The following is a 24,627-nucleotide window of genomic DNA, read 5'->3' as shown; positions in this document are numbered from 1 at the left end:
AAGTAAAAAAAAAGCCGGACATCTTGTCCGGCAAATTTAGAAAAGTGCCAGAGAAAAAATCAATCTGGCAGACTTTCATAAGGGAACACTCAAGAAAATGCAATGGGAGGCAACATAATCAAGAGATAATACTTTATGTCACTTCATATAGAAAAATACAATAAAAACTTAAACATATCTGCTATGCAATAAACACATAACTTCAAAATACTTCATCATTAAAAAGACCATTTACGAGCTTTTAGAAAAATATAATCTCGAAAAGCATTTAGCTTTGCCAAATTTTTTAAAGCATCAGGATAACAAAAAAAGGTATCAAAGGAAGGAATATCAACCATATCAGGGAAAAGACGTACGAATTGCTTATCATTATTTACAATATAATCAGGCAGCACTGCAATACCAAGATCATGCATAACCGCATTCTTAATTGAAATAATATTATTGATTTGTAGTACTGGAACGCGCAAAGATCCATCACTTCTTCCAGCCTTTTCCAACCAATTTAAACCAGATAAATAAAGTGGAACAGGTTTACCAAATGAAATAATGCGATGAGCATCTAATTCAGATAATTTTTTTGGCTTTCCATAATTTGCAATATAATTTTCTGAAGCGTACACATGCATATGAACTGTAAACAACCTCTTTTGTATCAAATCAGGCTGTTGAGGCTTATGTAAACGAACAGCACAATCTGCATGACGCATCGTCAAATCAAGTTCTTTGTCATCAAGCAAGAGTTGAATCTGCATATCTGGATAAAGACTAAGAAATTCAGGCATACACTCCGCAAGCCATCCCGCCCCCATGCCGAAGGTTGATGTAACACGCAAATGCCCCATTGGTTTTTCACTGCTTTCACTCAACTGCGAGCGTGCATTTTCCAATTTCATCAAAACATCATATGTTGCGCGATAAAGAATTTCGCCCTGCTCTGTTAAAATTAAGCCACGTGCATGGCGCTGAAACAGAGACACACCTACATCCTGCTCTAAAGCTGAAACTTGCCTTGAAATCGCTGATTGGGATAAACGGAGCTTTTGCGCTGCACGCGTAAAAGAGCCTGCTTCCGCTGCAGCATGAAAAACCCTCAACTTATCCCAATCTAATGATGGTGTCACAATTTAGCCTCTAATTTTATTTTTTCTTACAGATGTTTATTTTTAAGTGTTTGTGTCTGTAAATCTAAAAACCGTTCTGCTTCCAGTGCTGCCATACACCCTCTTCCTGCAGCTGTGACAGCTTGGCGAAATGTATTATCTGTTACATCCCCTGCAGCAAAAACCCCAGAAATACTTGTCGCTGTTGAGTCGGGTGCCGTCCATAAATAGCCGCCCTCCTTCTGTTTTAGCTGTCCTTCAAACAAAGAGACTGCAGGATCATGTCCGATGGCAATAAATACGCCATCCGCATCCACCGTCATCTTTTGACCAGTTTTCACATTTTGAAGACGTACACCTTTTACAATAGCCCCCATCGACGCCTGAGCTGGCAAACCAACAATTTCTTCTACTACATGATCCCAAATAACGCGTACATTACCGCACGAAAACAGTCTATCCTGTAAAATTTTTTCTGCCCGAAAATGATCCCGCCGATGAACCACGCTTACAGTTTTAGCCAAATGCGATAAATAAAGAGCTTCTTCAACGGCTGTATTTCCACCCCCCACAACAACCACATCCTTATCACGATAAAAAAATCCATCACACGTAGCACAAGCAGAAACACCACCACCCATAAATGCCTGTTCACTCTCCAAGCCAAGCCAGCGAGCCTGTGCTCCTGTTGCAATAATCAGTGCATCACAACAATATTGTGTTCCAGAATCCCCATATAAAACAAAAGGACGCTTTGATAAATCAGCCTTTATAATAATATCATAGATAATTTTCGTGCCCATATATTCAGACTGTTTTGCCATTTGTTCCATCAACCATGGCCCTTGAATTGGATCAGAAAAACCTGGATAATTTTCAACATCAGTTGTAATCGTCAACTGCCCTCCCTGCTGCAATCCAGTAACCAGAACCGGTTCGAGCATTGCTCTCGCCGCATAGATTGCCGCTGTATAACCAGCCGGTCCTGAGCCAATAATAAACAGGCGAATACGCGATTGTACCATAAGATTCCTTTCATTTTTTGTCTCTTAATTATTTTATAGACTATAATGAAACTTTGCCTTTAAAAAAACATTTTTCAACAGCTTAAATTATAGTGTATACGTATTTTTTTAGTTGCGCTAGAAGTGCAGATTCTCAATTTATTAGGATATACTAAATATAAAAATTAGGTTTTACCCTATAGGTATAAAAGCGTAAATTCTCACAGATAAAAAACTGTAACAAAATAAAAAAGAGATAGGAAGTCATCATTTTTCAATTCATTATCAATGTCTGTGCGCGCTTTGCATTAATTATGGGATTAGCAATGCTTTTGCCAATTTTTGTGGATCTGCGCGATAACAACCATGAGGGGACGGGCTTTCTCTATTCTTGTGCTATCACCACTATGTTAGCAACGCTGATTCTTTTGGCAACCAGAGGTGCTACCTGTCGTTTTTCAGCACGACTTGGTTTTACGCTCACTGTTTGCCTTTGGTTAACAGGAAGCGTAGTGGGTGCTCTTCCTCTTTATCTTTCCGCTCTCCCAATTTCTTTAGCAGGAGCAATTTTTGAATCTGTCTCTGGAATTACAACCACAGGCTCTACAGTCATCACTGGTCTTGATCATTTATCGCGAAGTATTTTGTTATGGCGTTCTATCATGTGCTGGATTGGAGGTATTGGCTTTATTGGTCTAGCTCTATTGCTTTTGCCTTCACTGCGTGTTGGGGGAGTCCAGCTTTTTCATATGGAATCATCAGATAAATCTGAAAAAATATTACCCCGCATCAACCAAATCGCCAATGGAATTATCATAGCCTATGTCGGACTAACGCTTGCTTGCATGCTCTCCTATTTTGCTTCTGGCATGACCTTATTTGACTCGATCAATCATGCGATGAGCACAATAGCAACAGCTGGATTCTCAACTCATGATGCCTCTTTTGGCTATTTTTCTGATAAACCAGCCATCTTAATTGTTGCAACAACCTTCATGTTACTCTCTGCCCTACCCTTTGTGCTTTACGTTAAATTAGTGCTTCCTGGTCGCTCAAAACGCTTTATTGATTCGCAAGTAATTGTTTTTCTCAATATTGTTTTTCTCTTTAGCTTTGCTTTAGCAGCATGGCTGCGATTTCATGATCATCGTCCCTTCTACGAAATTTTTCTTGATGTGATTTTTCATCTTTCATCTATCATTACCACCACTGGCTATAGTGCTGAAGATTATCAGCTTTGGGGATCTTTTGCGCTTGGGATTTTTTTCATTGTTTCTTTTACAGGCGGATGTGCTGGTTCTACCTCTGGCGGTATGAAAGTCAATCGCTTAATTATTCTTTGGCGTATTGCACAAACAAGTATAGCAAAGCTGCTTTCTCCTAATGTAGTTGTAAAAACACGTTACGATCATTCAATTATATCAGATGATGTTGCTAAAGCAGTTTTGCTCTTTGCATGTCTTTATATGTTCTGTCTTCTCATCGGCACCGCACTGTTGCTCACAACTGGTCTTGACTTTACTTCTGCCTTTACAGGCGTCTTAACCGCTCTTTCAAATATTGGTCCAGGTTTTGGAGAAATTATTGGTCCTGTTGGCAATTTCTCTACAATTAATGATAGTGCCTTATGGATTTTGAGTTTTTTGATGCTAGCAGGACGTCTTGAAATTATAACTATATTTGTACTTTTTATCCCCGCCTTCTGGCGTGAGCAATTTTAATATTTATAACAATAAGAAATTTAAAAAAGAAAAAGTGAACAATATATATTCCATCTTAATTCAACTGACAGAAGAATTTTTAAAAATCTTCAAAAAAACAATAACGTCAACGATATAAAATTGGCACAAAAAATGAAAATTCTGCATCCTTTTTCTTGAACGCATCAACCATTTAAGATGAGTATAATTCATCAAAGAGTATCACATATCACTCAAAAATTTTTACACAGATCAAAAATTTTATAACACTCTATTTGACAAAATCTTTTCCTCATCAAAAAGGACACTGCCCTCATATAAACAGCACAAAATATCTAAATACACCTATAAATAATTATTGATTGATAAAACATAGATGACTTCTAATAAAGATAGTCCTGATATTAAGCTTTATCATTGAAAATACGTTGCTGCTTCCGACATTGGATCAATACGAACAGCTTTAACACTTCCCTTCATTAAAGGAGTGCTCCTCTGCGTTTTTTAAAAAAGCGTTATTATAGTAAAAAAATAACAAACACATGCTATTTGTCATCACAATACATTACTTTAAAAGTAAAAATTCCAATTTTTCTATAAAATATTTTAATAAATTTAATTTATTTCTTTATCACATCAACAAAATTTTTAAATTTTACGAAACAATATTTTCTTACACTGCAGCTCAATTGAATATTTATTTAGAAATATCTACTTTAAGATAGCTTATTTTACCTGTTTCTTAAAAAGGATTGAGAACATATTTAAAGCGTTTCTTCTGTAATCCCTTTTGTAAACATTGTTTCATAAATATTCCCAATTGCAGCTGCCTCTTTTTCCAGAAAAAAGTGAGTACGAACATGGGCTAAAGCTTTTTCCCCTGCCACCAACGTTTTTTCTAAATCGGCAAGATAAGGCTCAATCGCCGTAGTTAAAGCCAGCACATCTCCTGCTTTGACAACTGTTCCTGTTCCTTCTCCCACTAATTCTTTATAGGCTCCCGCATCACTGGTTACCACAGCGGTCTGAGATGCCATTGCCTCCAATGGTGTTAAACCAAAACCTTCTGTACGAGAAGGTGCCACATAAAGCGATAGACGACGATACCACAGAGGTGTATCCTGTATCTCACCAAGAAAAATAATACGATCGGTTAAGCCAGATTCAGCAATTTTTTTGCGCATTTCTTTTTCAAAATTATAATGCTGCACTGTAGTGCGACCAGCAATAATTGCTGTCCAGTCAGGATAACGTGGCAACAATGCTATCATTGCATCTACAAATAAATCAGTGCCCTTTGAATAACGCACGCGCCCAAAACACCCCACCGCATATTTTCCAGAAAATTTAGACGAAGAAAAACAGTCATCAATAGTCTTTGGTGGTGAAAAACGCTGAACATCCACTCCATGCATGATAACCTCATGAGGCACCTCTAAATAGGTTCCCGTATACACACTGGTCGCAATAACTTGGTTCATACGACGAATTAACCATTTAGTAAAAGACTTATGATGACGTTGAGATGCCGATGTGAAAATGAGCTTAAGCTTCATTCGCAAAATATCGCGCAAAAAAATCCCACACAGCATCTCAATATTGCGCCGAGCATGCCAAATACGAAATGGTTTACCTGCGGGACTTTTCCAAAGTCCGAAAATATCCTTAAAAGCAAGGGCTGGCAAATTTTTTGGCAACCCCACTCCAAAAGTAGATATAGCTACGCCCTGCTTTCGCTGCAACGGAATAAGCTGGATAATCGTAGATGTTACTCCTGAAGAGCGCTTTTTAAAGTGAGGCGCAATAACATCAGTCTGTTTCAAAGATACACGCATAACAAATAAGAGCGTTCACTTCCTCTAGTGAATAATATTTTTCTCACATATCTTTTTATTAAATATACTGAACCTTAATAATTTCATAGTTATGCGCACCACCTGGTGCGTTGACTTCAATTACATCACCTTCTTGCTTGCCAATAAGTGCACGCGCAATAGGTGAAGAAATAGAGATTTTACCAGTTTTTACATCAGCCTCTTGATCGCCAACGATCTGATAAACCTTTTTTTCTTCAGTATCCTCATCCAAAAGCTTGATAGTGGCTCCAAATTTAATTTTATCCCCTGAAAGACGTGCAACATTAATAACTTCCGCCCGCGCAATATAATCTTCAAGCTCATTTATCCGCCCTTCATTATGACTTTGCGCCTCTTTAGCAGCCTGATATTCAGCATTTTCGGATAAATCACCATGTGCCCGAGCTTCAGAAATTGCTTCAATAATGCGAGGACGTTCCTGTTGTTGGCGCCAACGCAGTTCCTCCTTAAGATTTTCAAAACCAGCTGTAGTCATCGGAAATTTTTCCATAGTCCGTCCCTTTCTGTTATACGGAAGGCTGAATAAAAATACAAAAAACGGCTTCCAAAATGACTTTTGGAATCCGAAAACCACAATCTTCTTTATTATATAGTACAGTATACCTGTTTTCCATATAAAAATAAAAAATGGCACAAAACACTTAATCTATTATAAACTACTCCAACATTACAAACCTTAAAATCTTTAACTGAACTCCTGTAATTAGGAATATATGTATAAAAGGAGCAATTGTATTGTTTTCTGTTTTATCATAACCTAAAGCTTGTCTAAGAATAGAAGAGAGGCTTGTATAAGGATAAAAGAAGAAAAAAATCTTCTAAAAAATCTTTTGGAAAAAAATGAAAATATTGGTAATTTTTTTTGTACTTGGCACTCTTTTTTTGACCACGGCAGTAGCTGAAAATGCAAATGTTGTTGTCACAAAAAACCTCAATTTGAGAACAGGACCAAGCACACAGTATGCAATTTGCGGTTTAATCCCTGCAGGGCAACTGATATCTGTCCAAATTTGTAAAGGGAATTGGTGCCACATCAAATATAACGATCAAAAAGGCTGGGTATCCTCTCGTTATCTTTCATTTAAAAATGGAAATGATCTTTATCGCACATATACAGTGCTTTCAACCATAAGTTATAGCTATTATCCGTAGCAATCGTGGTGGATATTACGACAAGTGCATTTTATAAATTATCATCGATGCAAAAAACGATAAACACAAACAACTGCAGTTATCATCACACTCAAAATGTCAAAAGAAACTCTCTCAGAAATTAATCAAATACCCAAAATTAACCAAGCATTCTATGAGATATCAAGAAAGCCGAGAACAAACTACTAAGTAATGCTTTGCTGTTATCTTAATCAAATTGTAAAATTTGGTATTATCTTCAAGCAAAAACACAAGCACTTTTATATCAAAGGATGTAACGATGAAAAATGGTGTCACAGCAACAGTGGAAGCTTTGTCTGCACTCATTGCCTCAGGCAATCCTCTTTTTAAAAACGGCGCATTATGGACACCCCATCGTCCTGTTCGTCCTGAAAAATCTGAAGGTGGCATTCCATTTCAACTCGAAACACCCTTTGAACCTGCCGGAGATCAACCTCAAGCAATTAAAACTTTGGTTGAAGGGATTGAAAAAAATGAGCGTACCCAAGTACTTTTGGGTGTTACTGGCTCAGGCAAAACCTATACAATGGCCAAAATCATTGAAAAAACACAACGCCCAGCTCTGATTTTAGCACCGAATAAGACTCTAGCAGCACAGCTTTACGGAGAATTTAAAAGCTTTTTTCCTTACAATACCGTCGAATATTTTGTTTCTTATTACGACTATTATCAGCCAGAAGCCTATGTTGCACGTTCCGACACTTATATTGAAAAAGAATCCTCTATTAATGAACAAATTGATCGTATGCGCCATGCCGCAACACGTGCTGTACTTGAACGTGATGACGTCATTATCGTTGCATCTGTATCTTGTATCTACGGGATTGGCTCCGTGGAAACTTATACAGCCATGACCTTTCAAATACAAAAAGGTGATAGGCTCAATCAACGACAATTACTGGCTGATTTAGTTGCTCAACAATACCGTAGACAAGACATCAACTTTGTCCGTGGCTCCTTTCGTGTCCGAGGAGATATCATTGAAATTTTCCCTGCTCACCTTGAAGATCGCGCTTGGCGTCTTTCATTATTTGGCGATGAAGTAGAAACAATCACTGAATTTGATCCTCTAACGGGGCAAAAAACAAGTGACCTTCAATCTATTAAAATTTATGCCAACTCACACTACGTCACACCGCGACCAACATTAAACCAAGCAATGAAGTCAATAAAAATGGAATTAGTGCAACGCCTTGACGAGTTAAATGCAGCTGGACGTCTTTTAGAAGCACAACGTTTAGAGCAGCGTACAACTTTTGATTTGGAAATGTTAGAAACAACTGGATCATGTCAAGGAATCGAAAACTATTCACGCTATTTAACAGGACGAAAGCCTGGTGAACCGCCACCAACCTTGTTTGAATATATTCCAAACAATGCTCTTGTTTTTATCGATGAAAGCCATGTCACCATTCCTCAAATTGGTGGCATGTATAGAGGTGACTTTAGACGAAAAGCTACTTTAGCAGAATATGGATTTCGCCTACCTTCCTGTATGGATAATCGTCCTTTACGTTTTGAAGAATGGGATGCTATGCGTCCACAAACTATTGCTGTCTCTGCAACGCCTGGACGCTGGGAAATAGAACAATCTCATGGCATTTTTGCTGAACAAATTATTCGCCCAACAGGGCTTATTGACCCACAAACAGAAATTCGCCCAGCCAGCACTCAAGTCGATGATGTTGTGAATGAAATTCGTAAAACAATTCAAAAAGGCTACCGTACATTGGTGACTGTCCTGACCAAGCGTATGGCTGAAGATTTAACTGAATATCTCCACGAACAAGGTATTCGCGTACGCTATATGCATTCTGACATTGATACATTAGAACGTATTGAAATTCTTCGTGATTTGCGACTTGGCATCTTTGATGTCTTAATTGGTATCAACCTACTTCGAGAAGGTTTAGATATTCCAGAATGCGGTTTTGTTGCCATTTTAGATGCCGATAAAGAGGGATTTTTGCGCTCCGAAACCTCGCTTATACAAACAATTGGACGAGCAGCACGTAACGTAGATGGTCGAGTTATTCTTTATGCAGATATCATCACTGGCTCCATAAAACGAGCTTTGCAAGAGACACAAAGGCGTCGACAAAAACAAATAGCTTACAATAAAGAGCACCATATCACACCGACCAGTATCAAAAAAAATATCGGCGATATTCTTAATTCAGGAAATGAAAATGATCATAATCACACAAATGTTCCTGATTTTATTACGAAAAATAATATGGTTGGAAAAAATTTGGCATCCCATATTCAACATCTCGAAAAATTAATGCATGAAGCAGCCGCTGACCTTAACTTTGAAGAAGCCGCACGATTTCGTGATGAAATGAAACAGCTACAGAAAATAGAATTAACAATCACCGACAATCCTGTAACGCCATAGAAAATAATTCATCTCATAAATCGCCTCTTTTCGCTAAAATAGCCAACAATATGTAAAAATATTATTCAATGTAAAATTTTGCTTTTCTCATAAAAAATAAGGAACTATAATGGGACATTCTAAATTAACGTGAGTAGAATATATTTATTGAAAATAGATCTTCGTTTTAATTTTATTTTGTAATTTAGCTCAACCAAATAGCTCTTTATTCGTTTTGTCAAAATGAAGTCTAAAATCGTTCAGGCTGTATTCAGTTTAGTACGTATAAGATGCAGACAATATTTATAAAAGGAGTGTCGCTATGAGAAAATTTACTGAATTAACAGTGCTATCTGCGATATCAGCGGTAGCTATCTTTGTGCCATTAAATGCAACCTTTGCAGGCACAACATCAACTTTTGATGAGCGCTTTACAAGCAGCACAATAACCAGTCCTTCTTTCGGTAATGGTCAACAAATACAAACACACACACGTCGTGAACGCCACCATACGCGTCGTGAACAAAAAACACATCATTATACTCATGTAGAACGCAACCATCATACACACAAGCATTACGTAGAACGTAACGATTCAGGAGATACTTTAGCGGCTGGCATTCTCGGCCTTGCAGCAGGTGCAATTCTTGGCAATGTCCTCAAACAGCCTGAACAACCGCAAGTTATTTATCAAACAGCTCCACAAAGCCAAGTAGTGTATCAAGAAGTTCCACAAACTCAAATAATTTATGAGGTTCAGCCAGGAACAGTATATCAAAATGCTCAACAGCTAGGAGCAGCTGACTGGCTTCGGTATTGCAAAGCAAAATATCGCTCATTTAACCCTAAAACGGGAACTTATCGAGGACATGATGGCAAGGATCACTTTTGTTATGCTCCGTTAACTTCTGCTCCATCCCGTTAAAGAAGTCTTAAGCGACGCAAAGGAAAAGCTCTAGGTTAATTTTTTTGTTTGTTTATCTGTTAATTGATTCCTTGAAGAAAAGGGTTCCACTGACGCTCATAACCTATTTGGCTTCCTGGACCATGACCACAGATAAAACCAACGTCATCACCTAAGGGGAGAATTTTGTCCTCAAGAGATTTCATCAACTTTTCATGAGAGCAAAATGGAAGATCTGTACGTCCAATGGAACCACGAAAAAGTACATCACCCAATAAGGCGAAGCGTTCCTTTTCATTAAAGTAAATGACATGACCAGGGGAGTGCCCTGGTGTGTGAAGAACATTAAAGACATGTTCAGAAAAATGAACGCTATCGCCATCTTCCAACCATTGATCAGGAACACATATGCGCGTTTCAGCTATGCCATAGATTTTTGCACTTTCATTCACAGCATCCATCACAGGCTTATCATCACGATGTGAACCAATAATTTTAACACCCAACGCTTCTTTAGCTTGCATTGCAGCTCCTACATGATCAATATGACCATGTGTTATCCAAATAGCTTCAATGATAATACCTATCTTTTGGATCATCCCCTGAATTTGAAGCCAATCACCACCTGGATCAACTAAGACGCCTGTTTTACATTCATCATCAAAAAGCAGAGTACAGTTTTGTTGGAAAGGCGTAACGGGGATAATATGTGCACTAAGATTTCCCATAATATCCTTTTCAAAATTAAATTTTCAATCTTATAAATAAAGCTACCCAACTCCTTATAGAGTAAGATAGCCTGCTCGACAGCTTTATGCAACTTATGTAAACTTGAATTGTATGTAAACTGAATTTTATCAAGGTTTTGAAGAATGACCAATCAAGTTCAAGTTTTGCGTGATGACGCGCCTCACCTTCTTGTGATTGATGATGACACCCGCATTCGCGATCTTTTATTTCAATTTCTCGTTAAGAATGGATTTCGTGTTTCAGTCTCTGCCAATGCTGATGAAGCAAGGCGGCAACTTGCCAACTTAGATTTTGACCTTCTTATAGTAGACGTGATGATGCCTGGTGAAAATGGCATTAATCTTACCCACTCATTGCGTCAAACAAAAGATGTTCCCATTTTCATGCTCACAGCTTTATCAGAAACAGACAATCGTATCCATGGATTAGAAGCTGGTGCAGATGACTATCTTGCCAAACCGTTTGACCCTCGTGAACTTCTACTTCGCATCAACGCCATTTTACGACGTGGCTTCTCACCCAACCAGTCCAAAATAGAACAGATTGTCTTTGGACCTTATATGTTTTCAATTTCACGGCGCGAGCTCAAAAAAGGGAAAGAAATTATTAAATTAACAGATAAAGAACAAGAAATGATGGTCATTTTTGCTGAAAATGCAGGCAATACAGTTCCGCGCCATAAGTTTGCAGCCGATGATAGTAACATAGGTGAACGTGCCATTGATGTACAAATCAACCGTCTACGCCGTAAGATCGAAAAAAATCCAGCACTTCCCATATGGCTCCAAACTGTGCGAGGAATAGGGTATAAACTCCTCATTGAATAGGCGTATAATGACCAAACCCTTAAGAAAATTTGTCCTATGGCTCACGAGAAAGATGCCTAAACGGCTTTATGCCCGCTCTTTGATTATCATTATCGCTCCTATGGTTCTTCTACAAACAGTGATTGGCTACGTTTTTATGGAACGCCATTGGCAAATGGTCACCGAGCGTCTTTCAACCACTGTTGTTCATGATATTTCTGCCATTATTGATATCATTGAAACATATCCACAACGAGATAACTACGAAGATATCAAGCGTATTGCACAACAGCGCATGAAATTAAATATTTCTATCTTGCCACCTGCTCCCCTTCCCCATCCTGGACCTAAACCATTTTTTGCAATCCTTGATTATTTCTTAAGTGAAGAAATCACCCGTCAAATTAACCGTCCCTTCTGGATTGATACAGTGGGCGATTCTGATCTTATTGAAATTCGTATCCGCCTTGATGATAATATTTTACGTGTTTTTGCTATGCGCAGCCAAGCTTATGCTTCCAATACTGGTATTTTTCTAAGCTGGATGGTAGGAACCGCTCTTGTTTTATTGCTGATAGCAATTTACTTTTTGCGTAACCAAATCAAACCAATTCAACAATTGGCAGAAGCTGCGGAAAGTTTTGGACGTGGTCGCCCTTTACCAGAAGGATTTCAACCACAAGGAGCTGATGAAATCCGTCGCGCTGGCATCGCTTTTTTGCGTATGCGTGAACGTATTGAGCGCCAAATTGAACAACGCACCATGATGCTCTCAGGTGTGAGTCATGATTTAAGAACCATTCTCACACGTTTTAAGCTGCAACTAGCGTTAGCAAATACTGATTTTGACACCAGCTTGCTAGAGCAAGATGTTAACGATATGCAAAATATGCTAGAAGATTATCTTGCTTTTGCACGTGGCGAAGGCAGCGAAAGTATTAAAACCTTTGACTTAACTGCCCTTATGCAAAAATTTTCTGCCGACGCTCATCTTCACAAGCGTCAATTTTTCTACACCATCGAAGGTCCTACACAAATACAAGCACGTCCCCATGCCTTTACCCGCTTGATTAGCAATCTTGTATCAAACGCGTTTTATCACGCCAACACCGTTAAGCTGACAGCCATATCCCAACAAGAATCTTTCATAATAACTATTGACGACGATGGGCCTGGCATTCATAAAAACATGCGGACAGAAGTATTTAAACCATTCTTTAGGCTTGATAAAGCGCGAAACCAAGATGCGAGCGGAACAGGACTTGGTCTTTCTATTGCCCAAGATATAGCGCGCAGCCATGGAGGCAATATCCAATTAGATGATAGCCCCTTAGGGGGATTACGCGCCATTATTGATATCCCCTTATAAAAATAATTTTTAAATAAATTTTTTGAGTAATTTAGGCATTCCCAACGGTTTCAAACAAAGTGTATTGCAGCGCCTTATAAGCACTTTCACCAGCCCAAGCAACCATTTGAAATGCTGCATAATGGCTTTCACAGACTTTAAGCGCATGTACTAACAATGTTTCAACTTGTACATGCGATGGATGCACCCCACCAGCCAACAGAAGTCCCTGTCGATAAATGACCGTATTATCGCTCTGCCAATAATCAAAATGCCCCAACAATAATTTTTCATTAATTGCTAACAACAAGCGATGTATTTCTGTTGTCTGAGCATTTTTGATAAAAAGGTCAAATGCACAAGACAAATGAAGAGCTTCCTGCGCTTCCATCCATGAAAAAGCAAGACGATAATTTGCCCGCGTTCCTTCCACACAAACACTAATTTCATCTTCTGCACTCCGCTCAAAAGACCAATCATATTTACAAGCAATCCGTTCGATAAAATCAACAGGATGCTCCTCTCTTTCTGTGACGCAAAATGCAAGCTCCATCATTAGCCCTCAATAATATGAACAACGTTATTAAAAAAACATAAAGCGCCAAAACCGTAACAACATTTTGCTACAATCAAAGCCTTTACATCAAACAAATACACATTAAAAACATCAACAGTACACAGTACCGAGAAACACATAACGCTTCCTACGGCAACAAACTTGATAACAATAAAACGAATCATCAAGTTTTTTCAGTGTATTGATACAATTTCATAGCGCCAGCCCCCCTGATTCAAAAAAAAATTTTTTTTATAAAAAGCAGATGAACAATTTTCTCTAACAGATTCAGGATTAAGCATTTTTCAGTTTTAAACATTACATTGAAAAATTGGGGATATTTTTTCCAAGGTTATAATTTTTTACGGAAATCATTTTATTTTTTTGACGTCTGCGTTTTTTCTAAATCATCAAGACGTTTCTTCAAATCAGCATTGTCAGCATGTACCTTCAACACCATCTCCTTAAACGCTTCAAACTCTTCACGTGAAACGAGGTCAAGTTTATTTGCTATTTTTTCAGCCTGTAAACGAACAGCTGTTCCAGCTTCGCGTCGTATACCTTGTGCAACATCGGCTGCATCTGTTGCTAATTTTGCTAATTCATCAAGAATACGGTTCGATCCATTACGCATGTGATTTTCCTTTATTTTTAGTTATTAACCCACGCACTATAGCGTATTTTCATAACATTTAGATATCGTATTTGTTCCCTCTGCTCTATAGATTTTACGTTACTATACAGACCTTATCGGAGTCATTTTACACACCCTTTACCACCATAAATTTTTATCACTCAACAGTAAAAACCTATTAACTCTCCTGACTTGACCATTGTGCATTCATCTGTCATTTCTAACCATCACATAAACCTTACAAATGTAAAGCCCGTGCCCATGAACTCTTGTCCTGCCATTGCTTTTCCTACTTTTCTCGATCCTGTAATTGTTCATTTAGGTCCCATATCTCTCCATTGGTACGGACTTGGTTACGTTGTAGGCATTCTTTTTTCTTGGTGGTATGCGCAAAAATTATTAAAAGAACAATCCCTATGGTATGCCAACAAACCTCCTATGGATAAAGAACAAATAGGAGATTTTGTTGCTTGGTCTGCCATCAGTATCATTGTTGGTGGTCGCTTAGGACAAGTGCTTGTATGGGATCCTGCTTATTACTTTAGCCACCCCAGTGCCATCATTGCAGTATGGAACGGAGGGATGTCTTTTCATGGCGGGCTCATTGGTATCACCATTGCAATGATCTGGTTTGCACATAAAAACAATATTAATATACGAGCAATGTTTGATATAATTGCTGCAGGTGCTCCTATTGGTATCGGCATTGTGCGAATATGCAACTTCATTAATCAAGAATTATGGGGTAAGATGACTTTTGTACCTTGGGCTGTTTGCTTTCCCCAAGATCCCCAATATTTACCACGCCATCCCAGCCAACTTTACGAAGCGCTTATGGAAGGATTTCTTCTCTTCATCATCCTGTTCATGCTTATTTTTGCTTTTAAAGCATTAAAACATTCTGGCGCTGTAGCAGGAACATTTATTACAAGCTATGCAATAGCACGGAGCATTGCAGAAGTTTACCGTGTTCCTCAAGAAGACCCAGAATGGTTTTCTGCTCTTTTTCATTCCACTGGATTTACCTATGGCATGGCATTATCTTTTCCTATGTTTCTTTTTGGTATTTATCTCCTTCTCCAAGCTTTTAGATGTAAATCTGGAAAATAATGACTACCCTCAAAGAGAAAATTAAAGAAATTATTGCCCTCAATGGTTCAATCACTGTCAGTCAATATATGACGTTGGCACTCACAGATCCTCAATTCGGCTATTATCAAACACAAACACCCTTTGGGCACGCTGGTGATTTTATCACCGCACCCGAAGTGAGCCAATTATTTGGAGAAATGATTGGTATTTGGATCCTCGCAAGCTGGAAAGCTCAGAATTGTCCTCATCCTTTCATTCTCGCTGAAATAGGTCCAGGACGCGGAACTCTTATGGACGATATTTTGCGTACCATTCAAAAATTATGCACAACAGCATTCAATGCCGCTGAAATTTTTCTTATTGAAATAAGCCAACGGCTTGCAAAAGAACAAAAAAAACGTCTTTCATCTTATCAAAAACAAATCCATAGCATTGAAAATTTTGATCAACTCCCCTCAGGACATCTTTTTTTAATTGCCAATGAATTTCTCGATACACTTCCCATCAATCAATATATTAAAATCAATGGAGAATGGAGAGAACGTCGTATTACAGTGAATCCAGATGGGGACTTCATGTTTATTTCTGGTTCTCATAAACTTCCTTCTTCTTGCTTACAACCCTACTATTCTGAAATACCCGATGGAACAATTTTTGAGCATGCACCCTTACGGCATCAATTGATGCAACAAATCAGTAACCGCTTAATACAAATGAGTGGTTCTGCTTTACTCATTGATTATGGTGCTTCTGATCTTGCATTCGGTGATACACTGCAAGCTGTCTCAAAACATAGATTTCGTGATATTTTTGATGCTCCTGGTGAACATGATTTGACATCACATGTTAATTTTTCTTTTTTAAAAACAATAGCCCTTGAACAAGGCTGTTTTGCCGAAATTCTAGAACAAGGAGATTTTCTTTTTAAAATGGGTCTTCTGGAACGTGCAAAACAGCTTGGAGCCAACAAAAGTGCTGCACTGCAAGGTAAGATCTGCCAAGATATCGAACGATTAGCTGGATCAGATCAAATGGGAAAACTTTTTAAAGTCTTGCATGTGAGTGATAAAAATATATCACTCCCTCCTCAATTTTGACTGCCAATAATAACACTTATATATTGACAAATATTGGCATCTTACACACCATTCCTACTTTAAAAATAATCATAAAAGGAACTTTGATGAAGCCTGTCCCTACGCCTATTCTTGCAAAAGATCTTTCTGCTTTACACACACATGGAATAAAACATGGCTTTTTTACACGTCAAGGCGGTGTTTCAAAAAACCTTTATCACAGCCTTAATGTCGGGCAAAGCTCAAATGATCACCCTGAACATATTGCACAAAACCGCACTTTAATTGCCAATTATTTTGGTGTTGAAGTACAAAATTTAGTCACACTCCATCAAATACATTCCTGTGAAGTCGTTGTTGTTGACAAAGCTTTTATCGGTAAACCTCCTAAAGCTGACGCTCTTGTTACAACCACACAAGATTTAGTAATCGGCATTCTTACAGCAGATTGTGGACCAGTTTTACTTTCTGATCCGCAAGCAGGCGTTATCGCCGCCGCGCATGCTGGCTGGCGAGGCAGCTTAAGTGGCATTATGGAAAAAACAATTTCTGTTATGGAAAAACAAGGCGCCAAACGACATTCAATAACAGCGGTTCTTGGACCTTGTATTGGTGTTTGCCACTATGAAGTAACAAGCGAATTTTATGACCAATTTGTTGATTCTCATAGCAAATTCCAAAAATATTTTTTAAAAACAGATAAAGTAAATCACTTTAACTTCAACCTATGGGCGTTTATTATGGATCAACTAAAAGAAGCAGGAGTTCATGCTTCTTGTCTAGAACTTTGCACTTACCAAGATGAACAACGCTTTTTTTCTTATCGCCGTGCAATGCACCGTAATGAATCTGATTACGGACGACAAATTTCTGCTATTATGTTGAAAAATGAAAAACTTTTTTGCCTTACAAAGAATACCAAAACTGCAAAATAAAACCTTTCATCCCAATAAAAAGTAAACCCATTTGCACTTTTGCTTTTTCACGCAATGAGCTCTTCACTAATAAAACATGGCAATTTTGATGTTTGATTGGAGTATTTAATGGCAAAATATATCTTTCAACGTACTTTTCTCATTTACCTCAAACTAAGGCATAAAAAATATTAAAGCTATCCTTTTATAAAAAATTGCAAAAAAAGCTCAACCAATACGTGCTCATTCCCTTACTGTTCCCAAATTTTTCTCACAAAATAACAAACAATTTCAAAAAAAGAAAAGAAAGTATCCCCTTCTTTAACGATGATGAATAAAATTGTAATATTGTGGTAATTGTTTCCTTGCAATCTGGCGATAAAAAGTTAAAAACCGTGTCACATTCTACTGTGATTATTTAGAGGTTCTACTATGAAACTTTTCTGTGGCAATTCTAACCCACGTCTTGCTGAAGATGTTGCAAATTATTTAAATATTCCCTTAGGTAAAGCAACAGTGAAACGCTTTGCTGATCAGGAAATTTTTGTAGAATTACATGAAAATGTCCGTGGACAAGATGTGTTTGTTTTGCAATCTTCATCCTATCCTGCAAATGATCATTTGATGGAATTACTCATCATGATTGATGCTCTTCGTCGTTCTTCGGCACGTCGGATCACAGCTGTTATTCCCTATTTTGGTTACGCCCGCCAAGACCGTAAACCTGGACCACGTACCCCTATTTCTGCAAAACTTGTTGCTAACCTAATTACTGAAGCAGGCGCTCATCGGGTTTTGACATTGGATCTTCATGCAGGACAAATCCAAGGTTTTTTTGATATTCCAACAGATAATCTTTATGCTGTTCCAGTCATTTCTCGCGATGTTAAAATGCATTATTCTCTTGAAAATGTTATTGTTGTTTCACCTGATGTTGGTGGCGTAGTGCGCGCACGCTCCTTAGCAAAACGCTTGAACAGTTTACTGGCTATTGTTGATAAACGTCGCGAACGCCCTGGAGAATCAGAAGTTATGAATATCATTGGAGATGTATCTGGAAAAGACTGTCTTTTGTTTGATGATATTGTTGATTCAGGTGGAACCCTCTGCAATGCAGCAAGTGCTCTGCTTAAACACGGTGCGAATAGCGTCACAGCTTACATCACACACGGTGTTCTTTCTGGAAATGCTATCGAACGCATTACCAACTCAGAAATGAAAGAATTGGTTATCACTGACTCAATTATGTCAACAAAAGCAATTGAAAACGCACATAATATCCGCGTTTTGCCAATTGCCGACTTAATTGGAGAAGCAATTGCAAGAACAGCAGCAGAACAATCTGTCTCAAGCTTATTTGGTTAAACTGGTACCTTTGGATCTCCTGGTGCTGTTTCTACACCAAGCTCAGGGAAAGCTATAGTGCGTTGACCGCTAAAATGAGTATGAATAACAACAAGTCCGCGCTCTTCGAAATAGGTTAAAAGTCGACGTGCACGGCTTAAGGAATGGGTTCCGTAAAGACGTGCCAAAAGTGCATCTGACGGACATGGTTTTCCAGTAAGCGCTGCCTGTGCCACATTCAAAAAAACACCTTGGACGTCATCTTCTAAACTTTCCGATATATGTAAAATGCGTTTCCAGCTTTCACTTGCAGCAGTCTCATCGTCAACAGCAGCCTGAGCGATAGCTAATTTACGCCGAAATTGCGAAAGATTAAAAGAAACTCCTGATATACCGTGAATACGGCAACGAACCAAAAAATCTTGATAAAGCACCGCTGTTGAACGATAAGCAGCCTCAGGGTCATCGATAATTTCACGAATAATATGTTCTGCCTGTATGTTATGATTCACAACAGAAAGTTCAGGAAATAAACTGAGCTTTTCTTCTAATAATTCTTGTTTTTCTTGCACAGCTTTTTCTAACATTTCATGAACTGATTTTTCCTTCACAGGTTCTCGAGAATGTTTAAATGGAACTAACATTTCTTCTGGCGAAGCAGTAAAAACGAGTTCTTTGACATCCTCTCTTTCCGTCGGAAGCGGCATAAGTTTTGGACTAGAAGAGCGCGCCAATGTTTCAACAGGACCAATGATGATGGGTAAGGAACGTCGTGATAAAGCGGGCCCTAAAGCTATAAAATGGCCCCGCTCAAGATCTCTAAACATTTCTGCTTGACGGCGCTCTATCCCCAGAAGATCCGCAGCACGAACCATATCAATATCTAAGAAAGTTCGTCCTATTAAAAAATTTGAAGCTTCCGCAGCTACATTTTTTGCAAGCTTAGCCAAACGCTGTGTAGCAATGACACCAGCAAGCCCGCGTTTTCGCCCTCGGCACATAAGGTTGGTCATCGCACTGAGCGAAATTTTACGTGCTTCATCAGAAACCTCTCCCGCAGCAGCTGGGGCAAATAATTGTGCTTCATCAACCACAACAAGCATAGGATACCAATAATCGCGCTCCACATCAAACAATGCACCAAGAAAAGCACCAACAGCACGCATCTGTTGTTCATTATCCAAACCTTCAAGATTAAACACCACAGAAACCCGATGTTGGCGAACTCGGTAGGCAATACGTGCCAATTCTTGTTCACTGCATTGCGCCTCAACAACAACATGACCAAATTTATCTGCCAAAGTTACAAAATCACCCTCTGGATCAATTACACAATGCTGCACCCATGAAGCACTTTGTTCAAGCAAACGTCGAAGAAGATGTGATTTTCCTGAACCAGAATTCCCTTGCACAAGCAAACGTGTTGCCAATAATTCTTCAAGATCAACGAGCGCTGGCATCGCTTTACGCAAAGCACTAGTTTCCGACATCTCCCCCAAGACGATCTCAACTTTCATAATGCCTCCAGCCTCCAATTTTAAATATATTAGCGAATATTTACTGCTTCTCCATCTGTATTATACTTGTAACATTTCCTCTTTCTTAACGGTAAAAATCATGGACTTTTCCCACAACTCTTGCATCTTCAAAAGGTTTGAATTATAGAACAAACTTCTGCGTAGACACCCTTGGAGGCAACGCAGAATGGAGCAATCGCTACTTTACAGCGCATATCTTCATATTCATGCAAAAACTGTTGTTGGTTTTTGGTGAATCTCCAATTATGTAAATAAGGACTTAAATCATGAGCAAAAGCTACACTCTTAAGGCCGAAATACGCGAGCGGGTTGGTAAGGGGTCCTCCCGTGAACTGCGCCGTAACGGTCTCATCCCAGCTGTCATTTATGGTGACAAACAACCCCCTTTAGCAATTGCAGTTTCCTATAAAGAAATTTTCCATAAAATTCATGCTGGTGGTTTTCGTACCACCACTGCAACTATTACAGTTGACAAACAAAAAATTCTAGTTTTAGCAAAAGATTACCAACTTGATCCAGTTCGTGACTTTCCCATTCATATAGATTTTTTACGTATTTCCGCGAAATCCATTGTAGATGTGAGTATTCCTGTACACTTCCTCAATGAAGATACAGCTCCTGGAATTAAACGGGGAGGCGTCTTAAATATTGTTCGCCATGAAATTGAATGTACTGCCCCAGCAAATGCCATCCCTCAAGCGATTGAGATTGACCTTGCCAACTACTCTCTGGGAGATTCTATCCATATTTCAGCAGTACAACTGCCAGAAGGTGTTATCCCTGTTATCCAAGATAGAGACTTTACCATTGCAACCATTGCAGCTCCTGCTGGCATGGATGTTAGTGATGACAGTGCAGAACAAGAAAATAGCGAAAATAACGCAAAAGCTTAATACACTTTAGAAGGTGGGAGAAAACTCCCGCCTTTATTTAAAAAAATTTTTAACTCCTCACACTTTACTGAAGGTGCACATGTGGCTCATTGCTGGTCTTGGCAACCTTGGTTCACACTACCAAAATAACCGCCATAATATTGGTTTCATGGCTGTTGATGCTATTTATCAATCTTTCTCTTTTTCTCCATGGTCAAAGAAATTTCAAGCAGAAATCTCTAATGGGCTTATAAATGGTGAAAAAACTTTTCTTATAAAACCCCAAACTTTCATGAACCTCTCTGGTCAAGCCATTGGTGAAATTTTACGATTTTATAAATTAGAATTGAAGAATTTAATTGTCATCTACGATGAATTAGACTTACCACCTGGAACAGTACGTGTAAAAATTGGTGGGGGAAGTAATGGACATAACGGCATAAAATCTATTGATGCCCATTGCGGTGCTGATTACTGCCGTGTCCGCTTAGGAATCGGACACCCAGGTTCCAAAGAACTTGTTCATCAACATGTTTTAGGAAATTTTACAAAATCCGATCAAGAATGGCTTCTTCCCCTATTAAATACACTTGCAAAAAATATTCCTCTTCTCGTCAAAGGTGACAGTGGTCTCTTTATAAACGAGATTTCACGAGTAATGAAAAACAAAGACTTACAATAAAAAGTCATTTTTCTCGCATATAAGATAGATTAGTCTATCTTGTTAAAGATTTTGTGTACGCACTCTCTTTTTTGAAAGGATTCCTTTTAAGAAAGAAGTGTTTAAATAGAAAGAACTTATCACACGCAACGAGTTAAATCTGTACCCTTTAAAACTAAAACAATTCACCTGAATAGATAGTGGACATTAGTGGATCATTAATATTTTGTTGATCCAAAATACTGGATGGTTCCTCATTTTTCTGCAATACAATCACGCGCGCACCAACAGGAACACGATCATAAAGGTCAATAGCATCTTGATTAAGTAAACGAATACACCCGCTTGAAATAGCTTGACCAATCGACCACGACTCGTGTGAACCATGAATGCGGAAGAGCGTATCTTTCCCATTTTTATAAAGATAAAGTGCTCGCGCACCTAATGGATTATCAGGCCCCGGTGGCATTCCCTTTCCCAAATGACCATAACGCTCTGGTTCTCGAGCCATCATTGCTGCAGTAGGAGCCCAACTTGGCCACTTGCGCTTGCGCTGTATAACTCCTTCACCTTCAAATTCCAATCCCTCCTTACCAACACCAATACCATAACGCAAAGCCTTCCCATTTTCACCTATAAGGTAAAGGAAACGTTCTTGAGTATCCACAACCAATGTACCAGGTGGGTAAGATGTATAATAAATTACTTCTTGGCGCAAAAACTTTGGATCAATTGTCGAAAGATCAATAGCGGGTAATGAATAAGATTCATTTGTTACAGGCCCATATAAAGCCCGTATTTCTTCTGGAACGTGCAAAACTTGTTGAGATACATTTGATTGACGAGTAACACATGCAACCAAAGCCAAAGGTGCTGCAATTACAGTTGCAATTAAAAAGGCTCGACGAGACAACACTCTCATATTTTCTCCGATTGATTCATACGCAGACTTGCATATTATAAAAAACTTAGCACACTGTTAATATTAAGTGAGAATTTCTTATGACTAAAATTTTTATGATTGAAATAGGAAATATTTAGAACGTGACATTCAAAATTACACTTTCTTCCAGAATAACTTTTTTTATCCCTTCCTAAAAACCAGAGACTATAACTTTTCTCAAAATATGCTATAGAAAATATTCAAAAATATTTATTCTGATTATAAAATCAACAGAAAAGAAGGCAATTCATGGGCTTTAAATGCGGTATTGTAGGATTACCTAATGTTGGCAAATCAACTCTTTTTAATGCATTAACGAAAACAGCCACAGCACAAGCTGCCAATTATCCTTTTTGCACAATCGAACCCAATACTGGTGAAGTTGCCGTCCCAGATTTTCGGATGGAGAAAGTTGCATCTATCGCTGGTTCAAAAGAAATCGTTCCTACACGCATCAGTTTTGTTGATATTGCTGGGCTTGTACGTGGCGCTTCAAAAGGTGAAGGGCTAGGCAATAAATTTTTAGCCAATATTCGCGAAGTTGATGCCATTATTCACGTTTTACGCTGTTTTAAAGATGAAGATATTACCCACGTAGAAGGGCGTATTGATCCTGTTTCTGATGCGACAACTGTTGAAACAGAACTCATGCTTGCCGATCTTGAAAGTCTTGAACGACGAATCGTACAAATCCGTAAACGTGCAACTGGAAAAGATAAAGAAGCTTTGACAATTCTTCCTATGATGGAAGCAGCATTAAATTTGTTACAGAAAGGAAGTCCTGTCCGATTATTACTCAAAGACATCTCTTCCGATGAACGCTATATTCTTAACGGTTTGAATCTTTTAACTTCAAAACCAGTACTTTATGTTTGTAATGTAAGTGAAAATGACGCCGCTCATGGGAATAGCTTTACCCAAACAGTTGAAAAAATGGCAACAGAACAAAATGCCCAAAGCATTATTATTTCTGCTGCTATCGAAGCTGAAATCACTCAACTTAATGAAGAAGAAGCTACAGAATATCTTAATGCTCTCAACCTTTGTGAACCGAGTTTGAATCGGCTCATTCGTGCTGGCTACCACTTGCTTGACTTAATCACTTATTTCACATGTGGTCCTAAAGAAACACGAGCATGGACAATTGTACGCGGGACAAAAGCACCTCAAGCAGCTGGCGTCATCCACTCTGATTTTGAACGTGGTTTCATTCGTGCTCAGACCATCAGCTACGAGGACTATATTGCTCTAGGCGGGGAAAATGGAGCAAAAGAAGCAGGCAAAGCCCGCGATGAAGGAAAAGAATATATTGTGCAAGATGGCGATATCATGTTGTTTAAGCACAACACTTAACGCGCTTCGTTTACACAATCTTCCTACATCTCTCAGACAAACGAACATTGCTTCCTGTAATTGTTTTAAAAACATTCACAAGAAACTCTTTATTTAAAAAAAAACAGCGCTACCCTCTCTCTAGTAGCGGCTGTTTTTCCATAGAAAAAGAAACGTGCTCAATGTTTTTCATATTTAAATGTTGGAGCTTCCTTCAAAGAATCTTTTGTCGCATTTGTAATAAGCTTCCATTTTCCATAATCATTTGTCATTTGGATTGTTTCTGGAGAAATGACTACATAGCTTTCCCCTATCCCAAGAAAACCACCAACAGCAATAACAATCCCCGCAATACTGTTTTCACGTAAAATAATATCCTTTACTTCGCCAATATGCTTATCCTCTATATTGTATACATTTGCACCAATAAGACTTGAAGCAACGAAATCAGTCGCTGTAGGCGTAACATAACGCGCAGACATATCTGAACCTACCTGTACAGTCCCCGTTGAAAAAACGACTTCAGGTTCAGGAGATACCGCGAAAGATTGGGCATAAGCACTAGAAGCCACAAAAACTGACATAAGAGTAGTAAATGCAATTTTCTTCATTTTAAATCTCCG

The 24,627-nt window shown here is 38.5% G+C and carries 23 protein-coding genes; 13 read left to right on the top strand and 10 right to left on the bottom strand.

The annotated features are described in order from the left end of the window. Window positions 1-218 precede the first annotated feature (218 nt). Together ACMFKV_RS04205 and trxB are read right to left on the bottom strand one after the other, a co-directional pair. Window positions 219-1,124 carry a LysR family transcriptional regulator gene (locus ACMFKV_RS04205; protein ID WP_336288221.1) on the bottom strand — a complete coding sequence of 302 codons (906 nt, stop codon included), beginning with the start codon at window positions 1,122-1,124 and terminating at the stop codon, window positions 219-221. 26 nt (window positions 1,125-1,150) lie between these two features. Continuing rightward, the gene (gene trxB, locus ACMFKV_RS04200) at window positions 1,151-2,128 is read right to left on the bottom strand and encodes a thioredoxin-disulfide reductase (protein ID WP_336288220.1); all 978 of its coding nucleotides are present in this window, start codon (window positions 2,126-2,128) and stop codon (window positions 1,151-1,153) included. 305 nt (window positions 2,129-2,433) lie between these two features. Between trxB and ACMFKV_RS04195 the strand changes: the two genes are divergently transcribed. Beyond that, on the top strand, window positions 2,434-3,828 hold the full coding sequence (locus ACMFKV_RS04195) for a TrkH family potassium uptake protein (protein WP_413154580.1): 1,395 nt from the start codon (window positions 2,434-2,436) through the stop codon (window positions 3,826-3,828). Window positions 3,829-4,571: 743 nt separating this feature from the next. Here ACMFKV_RS04195 and ACMFKV_RS04190 read toward each other — a convergent pair. Together ACMFKV_RS04190 and greA are read right to left on the bottom strand one after the other, a co-directional pair. Next, window positions 4,572-5,642 (bottom strand): glycosyltransferase family 4 protein, encoded by a 1,071-nt coding sequence (locus ACMFKV_RS04190; RefSeq protein ID WP_336288218.1) that lies wholly within the window; start codon window positions 5,640-5,642, stop codon window positions 4,572-4,574. 58 nt (window positions 5,643-5,700) lie between these two features. After that, a complete protein-coding gene (gene greA / locus ACMFKV_RS04185) occupies window positions 5,701-6,174 on the bottom strand; it encodes a transcription elongation factor GreA (RefSeq protein ID WP_336288217.1) in 474 nt (157 codons plus the stop codon). A 350-nt stretch (window positions 6,175-6,524) separates the two neighbouring features. Between greA and ACMFKV_RS04180 the strand changes: the two genes are divergently transcribed. From ACMFKV_RS04180 to ACMFKV_RS04170, 3 genes are all read left to right on the top strand, one after another. Continuing rightward, window positions 6,525-6,836 (top strand): SH3 domain-containing protein, encoded by a 312-nt coding sequence (locus tag ACMFKV_RS04180; RefSeq protein ID WP_336288216.1) that lies wholly within the window; start codon window positions 6,525-6,527, stop codon window positions 6,834-6,836. Between the two features lie 280 nt (window positions 6,837-7,116). Continuing rightward, entirely contained in the window at window positions 7,117-9,255 is a 2,139-nt protein-coding gene (gene uvrB, locus ACMFKV_RS04175) for an excinuclease ABC subunit UvrB (protein ID WP_413154579.1), read from the top strand. Between the two features lie 301 nt (window positions 9,256-9,556). Continuing rightward, window positions 9,557-10,159 carry a BA14K family protein gene (locus tag ACMFKV_RS04170; RefSeq protein ID WP_336288214.1) on the top strand — a complete coding sequence of 201 codons (603 nt, stop codon included), beginning with the start codon at window positions 9,557-9,559 and terminating at the stop codon, window positions 10,157-10,159. 59 nt (window positions 10,160-10,218) lie between these two features. Here ACMFKV_RS04170 and ACMFKV_RS04165 read toward each other — a convergent pair whose 3' ends face one another. Then, entirely contained in the window at window positions 10,219-10,866 is a 648-nt protein-coding gene (locus tag ACMFKV_RS04165; protein ID WP_413154578.1) for an MBL fold metallo-hydrolase, read from the bottom strand. A gap of 144 nt (window positions 10,867-11,010) precedes the next feature. Between ACMFKV_RS04165 and ACMFKV_RS04160 the strand changes: the two genes are divergently transcribed. After that, window positions 11,011-11,715 carry a response regulator transcription factor gene (locus ACMFKV_RS04160; protein WP_336288212.1) on the top strand — a complete coding sequence of 235 codons (705 nt, stop codon included), beginning with the start codon at window positions 11,011-11,013 and terminating at the stop codon, window positions 11,713-11,715. 7 nt (window positions 11,716-11,722) lie between these two features. Beyond that, window positions 11,723-13,063, top strand: coding sequence for an ATP-binding protein (locus ACMFKV_RS04155; protein ID WP_336288211.1), 1,341 nt, complete (start codon window positions 11,723-11,725; stop codon window positions 13,061-13,063). A gap of 31 nt (window positions 13,064-13,094) precedes the next feature. On the opposite strand, the gene ACMFKV_RS04150 is transcribed toward ACMFKV_RS04155, so the two are convergent. Next, window positions 13,095-13,595: a type III secretion system chaperone family protein gene (locus tag ACMFKV_RS04150; RefSeq protein ID WP_336288301.1), complete on the bottom strand. Its 501-nt coding sequence runs from the start codon at window positions 13,593-13,595 to the stop codon at window positions 13,095-13,097. A 379-nt stretch (window positions 13,596-13,974) separates the two neighbouring features. Then, a complete protein-coding gene (locus tag ACMFKV_RS04145; protein ID WP_332060515.1) occupies window positions 13,975-14,232 on the bottom strand; it encodes an accessory factor UbiK family protein in 258 nt (85 codons plus the stop codon). A 261-nt stretch (window positions 14,233-14,493) separates the two neighbouring features. Here ACMFKV_RS04145 and lgt point away from each other — a divergent pair, with 261 nt between their 5' ends. From lgt to ACMFKV_RS04125, 4 genes are all read left to right on the top strand, one after another. Then, window positions 14,494-15,342, top strand: coding sequence for a prolipoprotein diacylglyceryl transferase (lgt, locus tag ACMFKV_RS04140; protein WP_336288210.1), 849 nt, complete (start codon window positions 14,494-14,496; stop codon window positions 15,340-15,342). Further along, a complete protein-coding gene (locus tag ACMFKV_RS04135; RefSeq protein ID WP_413154577.1) occupies window positions 15,342-16,421 on the top strand; it encodes a class I SAM-dependent methyltransferase in 1,080 nt (359 codons plus the stop codon). The genes lgt and ACMFKV_RS04135 overlap by 1 nt, the downstream gene beginning before the upstream one ends. Before the next feature lie 86 nt (window positions 16,422-16,507). Then, the gene (gene pgeF / locus ACMFKV_RS04130) at window positions 16,508-17,335 is read left to right on the top strand and encodes a peptidoglycan editing factor PgeF (protein WP_413154576.1); all 828 of its coding nucleotides are present in this window, start codon (window positions 16,508-16,510) and stop codon (window positions 17,333-17,335) included. A 411-nt stretch (window positions 17,336-17,746) separates the two neighbouring features. After that, a complete protein-coding gene (locus ACMFKV_RS04125) occupies window positions 17,747-18,679 on the top strand; it encodes a ribose-phosphate pyrophosphokinase (RefSeq protein ID WP_336288207.1) in 933 nt (310 codons plus the stop codon). Here the strand turns inward: ACMFKV_RS04125 and ACMFKV_RS04120 are convergent. Continuing rightward, window positions 18,676-20,175, bottom strand: a complete 1,500-nt coding sequence (locus tag ACMFKV_RS04120; protein ID WP_413154575.1) for a helicase HerA domain-containing protein — start codon at window positions 20,173-20,175, stop codon at window positions 18,676-18,678. The genes ACMFKV_RS04125 and ACMFKV_RS04120 overlap by 4 nt on opposite strands. A 287-nt stretch (window positions 20,176-20,462) precedes the next feature. Here ACMFKV_RS04120 and ACMFKV_RS04115 point away from each other — a divergent pair, with 287 nt between their 5' ends. Further along, the gene (locus ACMFKV_RS04115) at window positions 20,463-21,089 is read left to right on the top strand and encodes a 50S ribosomal protein L25/general stress protein Ctc (protein WP_336288205.1); all 627 of its coding nucleotides are present in this window, start codon (window positions 20,463-20,465) and stop codon (window positions 21,087-21,089) included. 79 nt (window positions 21,090-21,168) lie between these two features. Continuing rightward, window positions 21,169-21,750, top strand: a complete 582-nt coding sequence (gene pth / locus ACMFKV_RS04110; protein ID WP_336288204.1) for an aminoacyl-tRNA hydrolase — start codon at window positions 21,169-21,171, stop codon at window positions 21,748-21,750. Window positions 21,751-21,904: 154 nt separating this feature from the next. Here pth and ACMFKV_RS04105 read toward each other — a convergent pair whose 3' ends face one another. Continuing rightward, the gene (locus tag ACMFKV_RS04105) at window positions 21,905-22,645 is read right to left on the bottom strand and encodes a L,D-transpeptidase (RefSeq protein ID WP_336288300.1); all 741 of its coding nucleotides are present in this window, start codon (window positions 22,643-22,645) and stop codon (window positions 21,905-21,907) included. Between the two features lie 276 nt (window positions 22,646-22,921). On the opposite strand from ACMFKV_RS04105, the gene ychF reads away from it, so the two are divergent. Next, window positions 22,922-24,025 (top strand): redox-regulated ATPase YchF, encoded by a 1,104-nt coding sequence (gene ychF / locus ACMFKV_RS04100; RefSeq protein ID WP_336288203.1) that lies wholly within the window; start codon window positions 22,922-22,924, stop codon window positions 24,023-24,025. Between the two features lie 158 nt (window positions 24,026-24,183). Here ychF and ACMFKV_RS04095 read toward each other — a convergent pair whose 3' ends face one another. Further along, window positions 24,184-24,615, bottom strand: a complete 432-nt coding sequence (locus ACMFKV_RS04095) for a PRC-barrel domain-containing protein (protein ID WP_336288202.1) — start codon at window positions 24,613-24,615, stop codon at window positions 24,184-24,186. Window positions 24,616-24,627: the final 12 nt, after the last annotated feature.

Source organism: Bartonella propinqua (assembly GCF_047263965.1).
Taxonomy (GTDB): domain Bacteria; phylum Pseudomonadota; class Alphaproteobacteria; order Rhizobiales; family Rhizobiaceae; genus Bartonella.
The sequence above is the reverse complement of the archived record's forward strand: the minus strand, read 5'-3'. Positions and strand labels throughout refer to the sequence as shown.

What these genes read in the sequence shown, in the direction of transcription:
- ACMFKV_RS04170 (WP_336288214.1), top strand. Translation starts at nt 9,557, where the DNA reads ATGAGAAAATTTACTGAATTAACAGTGCTATCTGCGATATCAGCGGTA.
- ACMFKV_RS04155 (WP_336288211.1), top strand. Translation starts at nt 11,723, where the DNA reads ATGACCAAACCCTTAAGAAAATTTGTCCTATGGCTCACGAGAAAGATG.
- ACMFKV_RS04095 (WP_336288202.1), bottom strand. Translation starts at nt 24,615, where the DNA reads ATGAAGAAAATTGCATTTACTACTCTTATGTCAGTTTTTGTGGCTTCT.
- ACMFKV_RS04165 (WP_413154578.1), bottom strand. Translation starts at nt 10,866, where the DNA reads ATGGGAAATCTTAGTGCACATATTATCCCCGTTACGCCTTTCCAACAA.
- trxB (WP_336288220.1), bottom strand. Translation starts at nt 2,128, where the DNA reads ATGGTACAATCGCGTATTCGCCTGTTTATTATTGGCTCAGGACCGGCT.
- ACMFKV_RS04160 (WP_336288212.1), top strand. Translation starts at nt 11,011, where the DNA reads ATGACCAATCAAGTTCAAGTTTTGCGTGATGACGCGCCTCACCTTCTT.
- lgt (WP_336288210.1), top strand. Translation starts at nt 14,494, where the DNA reads ATGAACTCTTGTCCTGCCATTGCTTTTCCTACTTTTCTCGATCCTGTA.
- ACMFKV_RS04150 (WP_336288301.1), bottom strand. Translation starts at nt 13,595, where the DNA reads ATGGAGCTTGCATTTTGCGTCACAGAAAGAGAGGAGCATCCTGTTGAT.
- greA (WP_336288217.1), bottom strand. Translation starts at nt 6,174, where the DNA reads ATGGAAAAATTTCCGATGACTACAGCTGGTTTTGAAAATCTTAAGGAG.
- ACMFKV_RS04115 (WP_336288205.1), top strand. Translation starts at nt 20,463, where the DNA reads ATGAGCAAAAGCTACACTCTTAAGGCCGAAATACGCGAGCGGGTTGGT.
- pgeF (WP_413154576.1), top strand. Translation starts at nt 16,508, where the DNA reads ATGAAGCCTGTCCCTACGCCTATTCTTGCAAAAGATCTTTCTGCTTTA.
- uvrB (WP_413154579.1), top strand. Translation starts at nt 7,117, where the DNA reads ATGAAAAATGGTGTCACAGCAACAGTGGAAGCTTTGTCTGCACTCATT.
- ACMFKV_RS04135 (WP_413154577.1), top strand. Translation starts at nt 15,342, where the DNA reads ATGACTACCCTCAAAGAGAAAATTAAAGAAATTATTGCCCTCAATGGT.
- ACMFKV_RS04190 (WP_336288218.1), bottom strand. Translation starts at nt 5,642, where the DNA reads ATGCGTGTATCTTTGAAACAGACTGATGTTATTGCGCCTCACTTTAAA.
- ACMFKV_RS04125 (WP_336288207.1), top strand. Translation starts at nt 17,747, where the DNA reads ATGAAACTTTTCTGTGGCAATTCTAACCCACGTCTTGCTGAAGATGTT.
- ACMFKV_RS04180 (WP_336288216.1), top strand. Translation starts at nt 6,525, where the DNA reads ATGAAAATATTGGTAATTTTTTTTGTACTTGGCACTCTTTTTTTGACC.
- ACMFKV_RS04120 (WP_413154575.1), bottom strand. Translation starts at nt 20,175, where the DNA reads ATGAAAGTTGAGATCGTCTTGGGGGAGATGTCGGAAACTAGTGCTTTG.
- pth (WP_336288204.1), top strand. Translation starts at nt 21,169, where the DNA reads ATGTGGCTCATTGCTGGTCTTGGCAACCTTGGTTCACACTACCAAAAT.
- ACMFKV_RS04145 (WP_332060515.1), bottom strand. Translation starts at nt 14,232, where the DNA reads ATGCGTAATGGATCGAACCGTATTCTTGATGAATTAGCAAAATTAGCA.
- ACMFKV_RS04195 (WP_413154580.1), top strand. Translation starts at nt 2,434, where the DNA reads ATGCTTTTGCCAATTTTTGTGGATCTGCGCGATAACAACCATGAGGGG.
- ychF (WP_336288203.1), top strand. Translation starts at nt 22,922, where the DNA reads ATGGGCTTTAAATGCGGTATTGTAGGATTACCTAATGTTGGCAAATCA.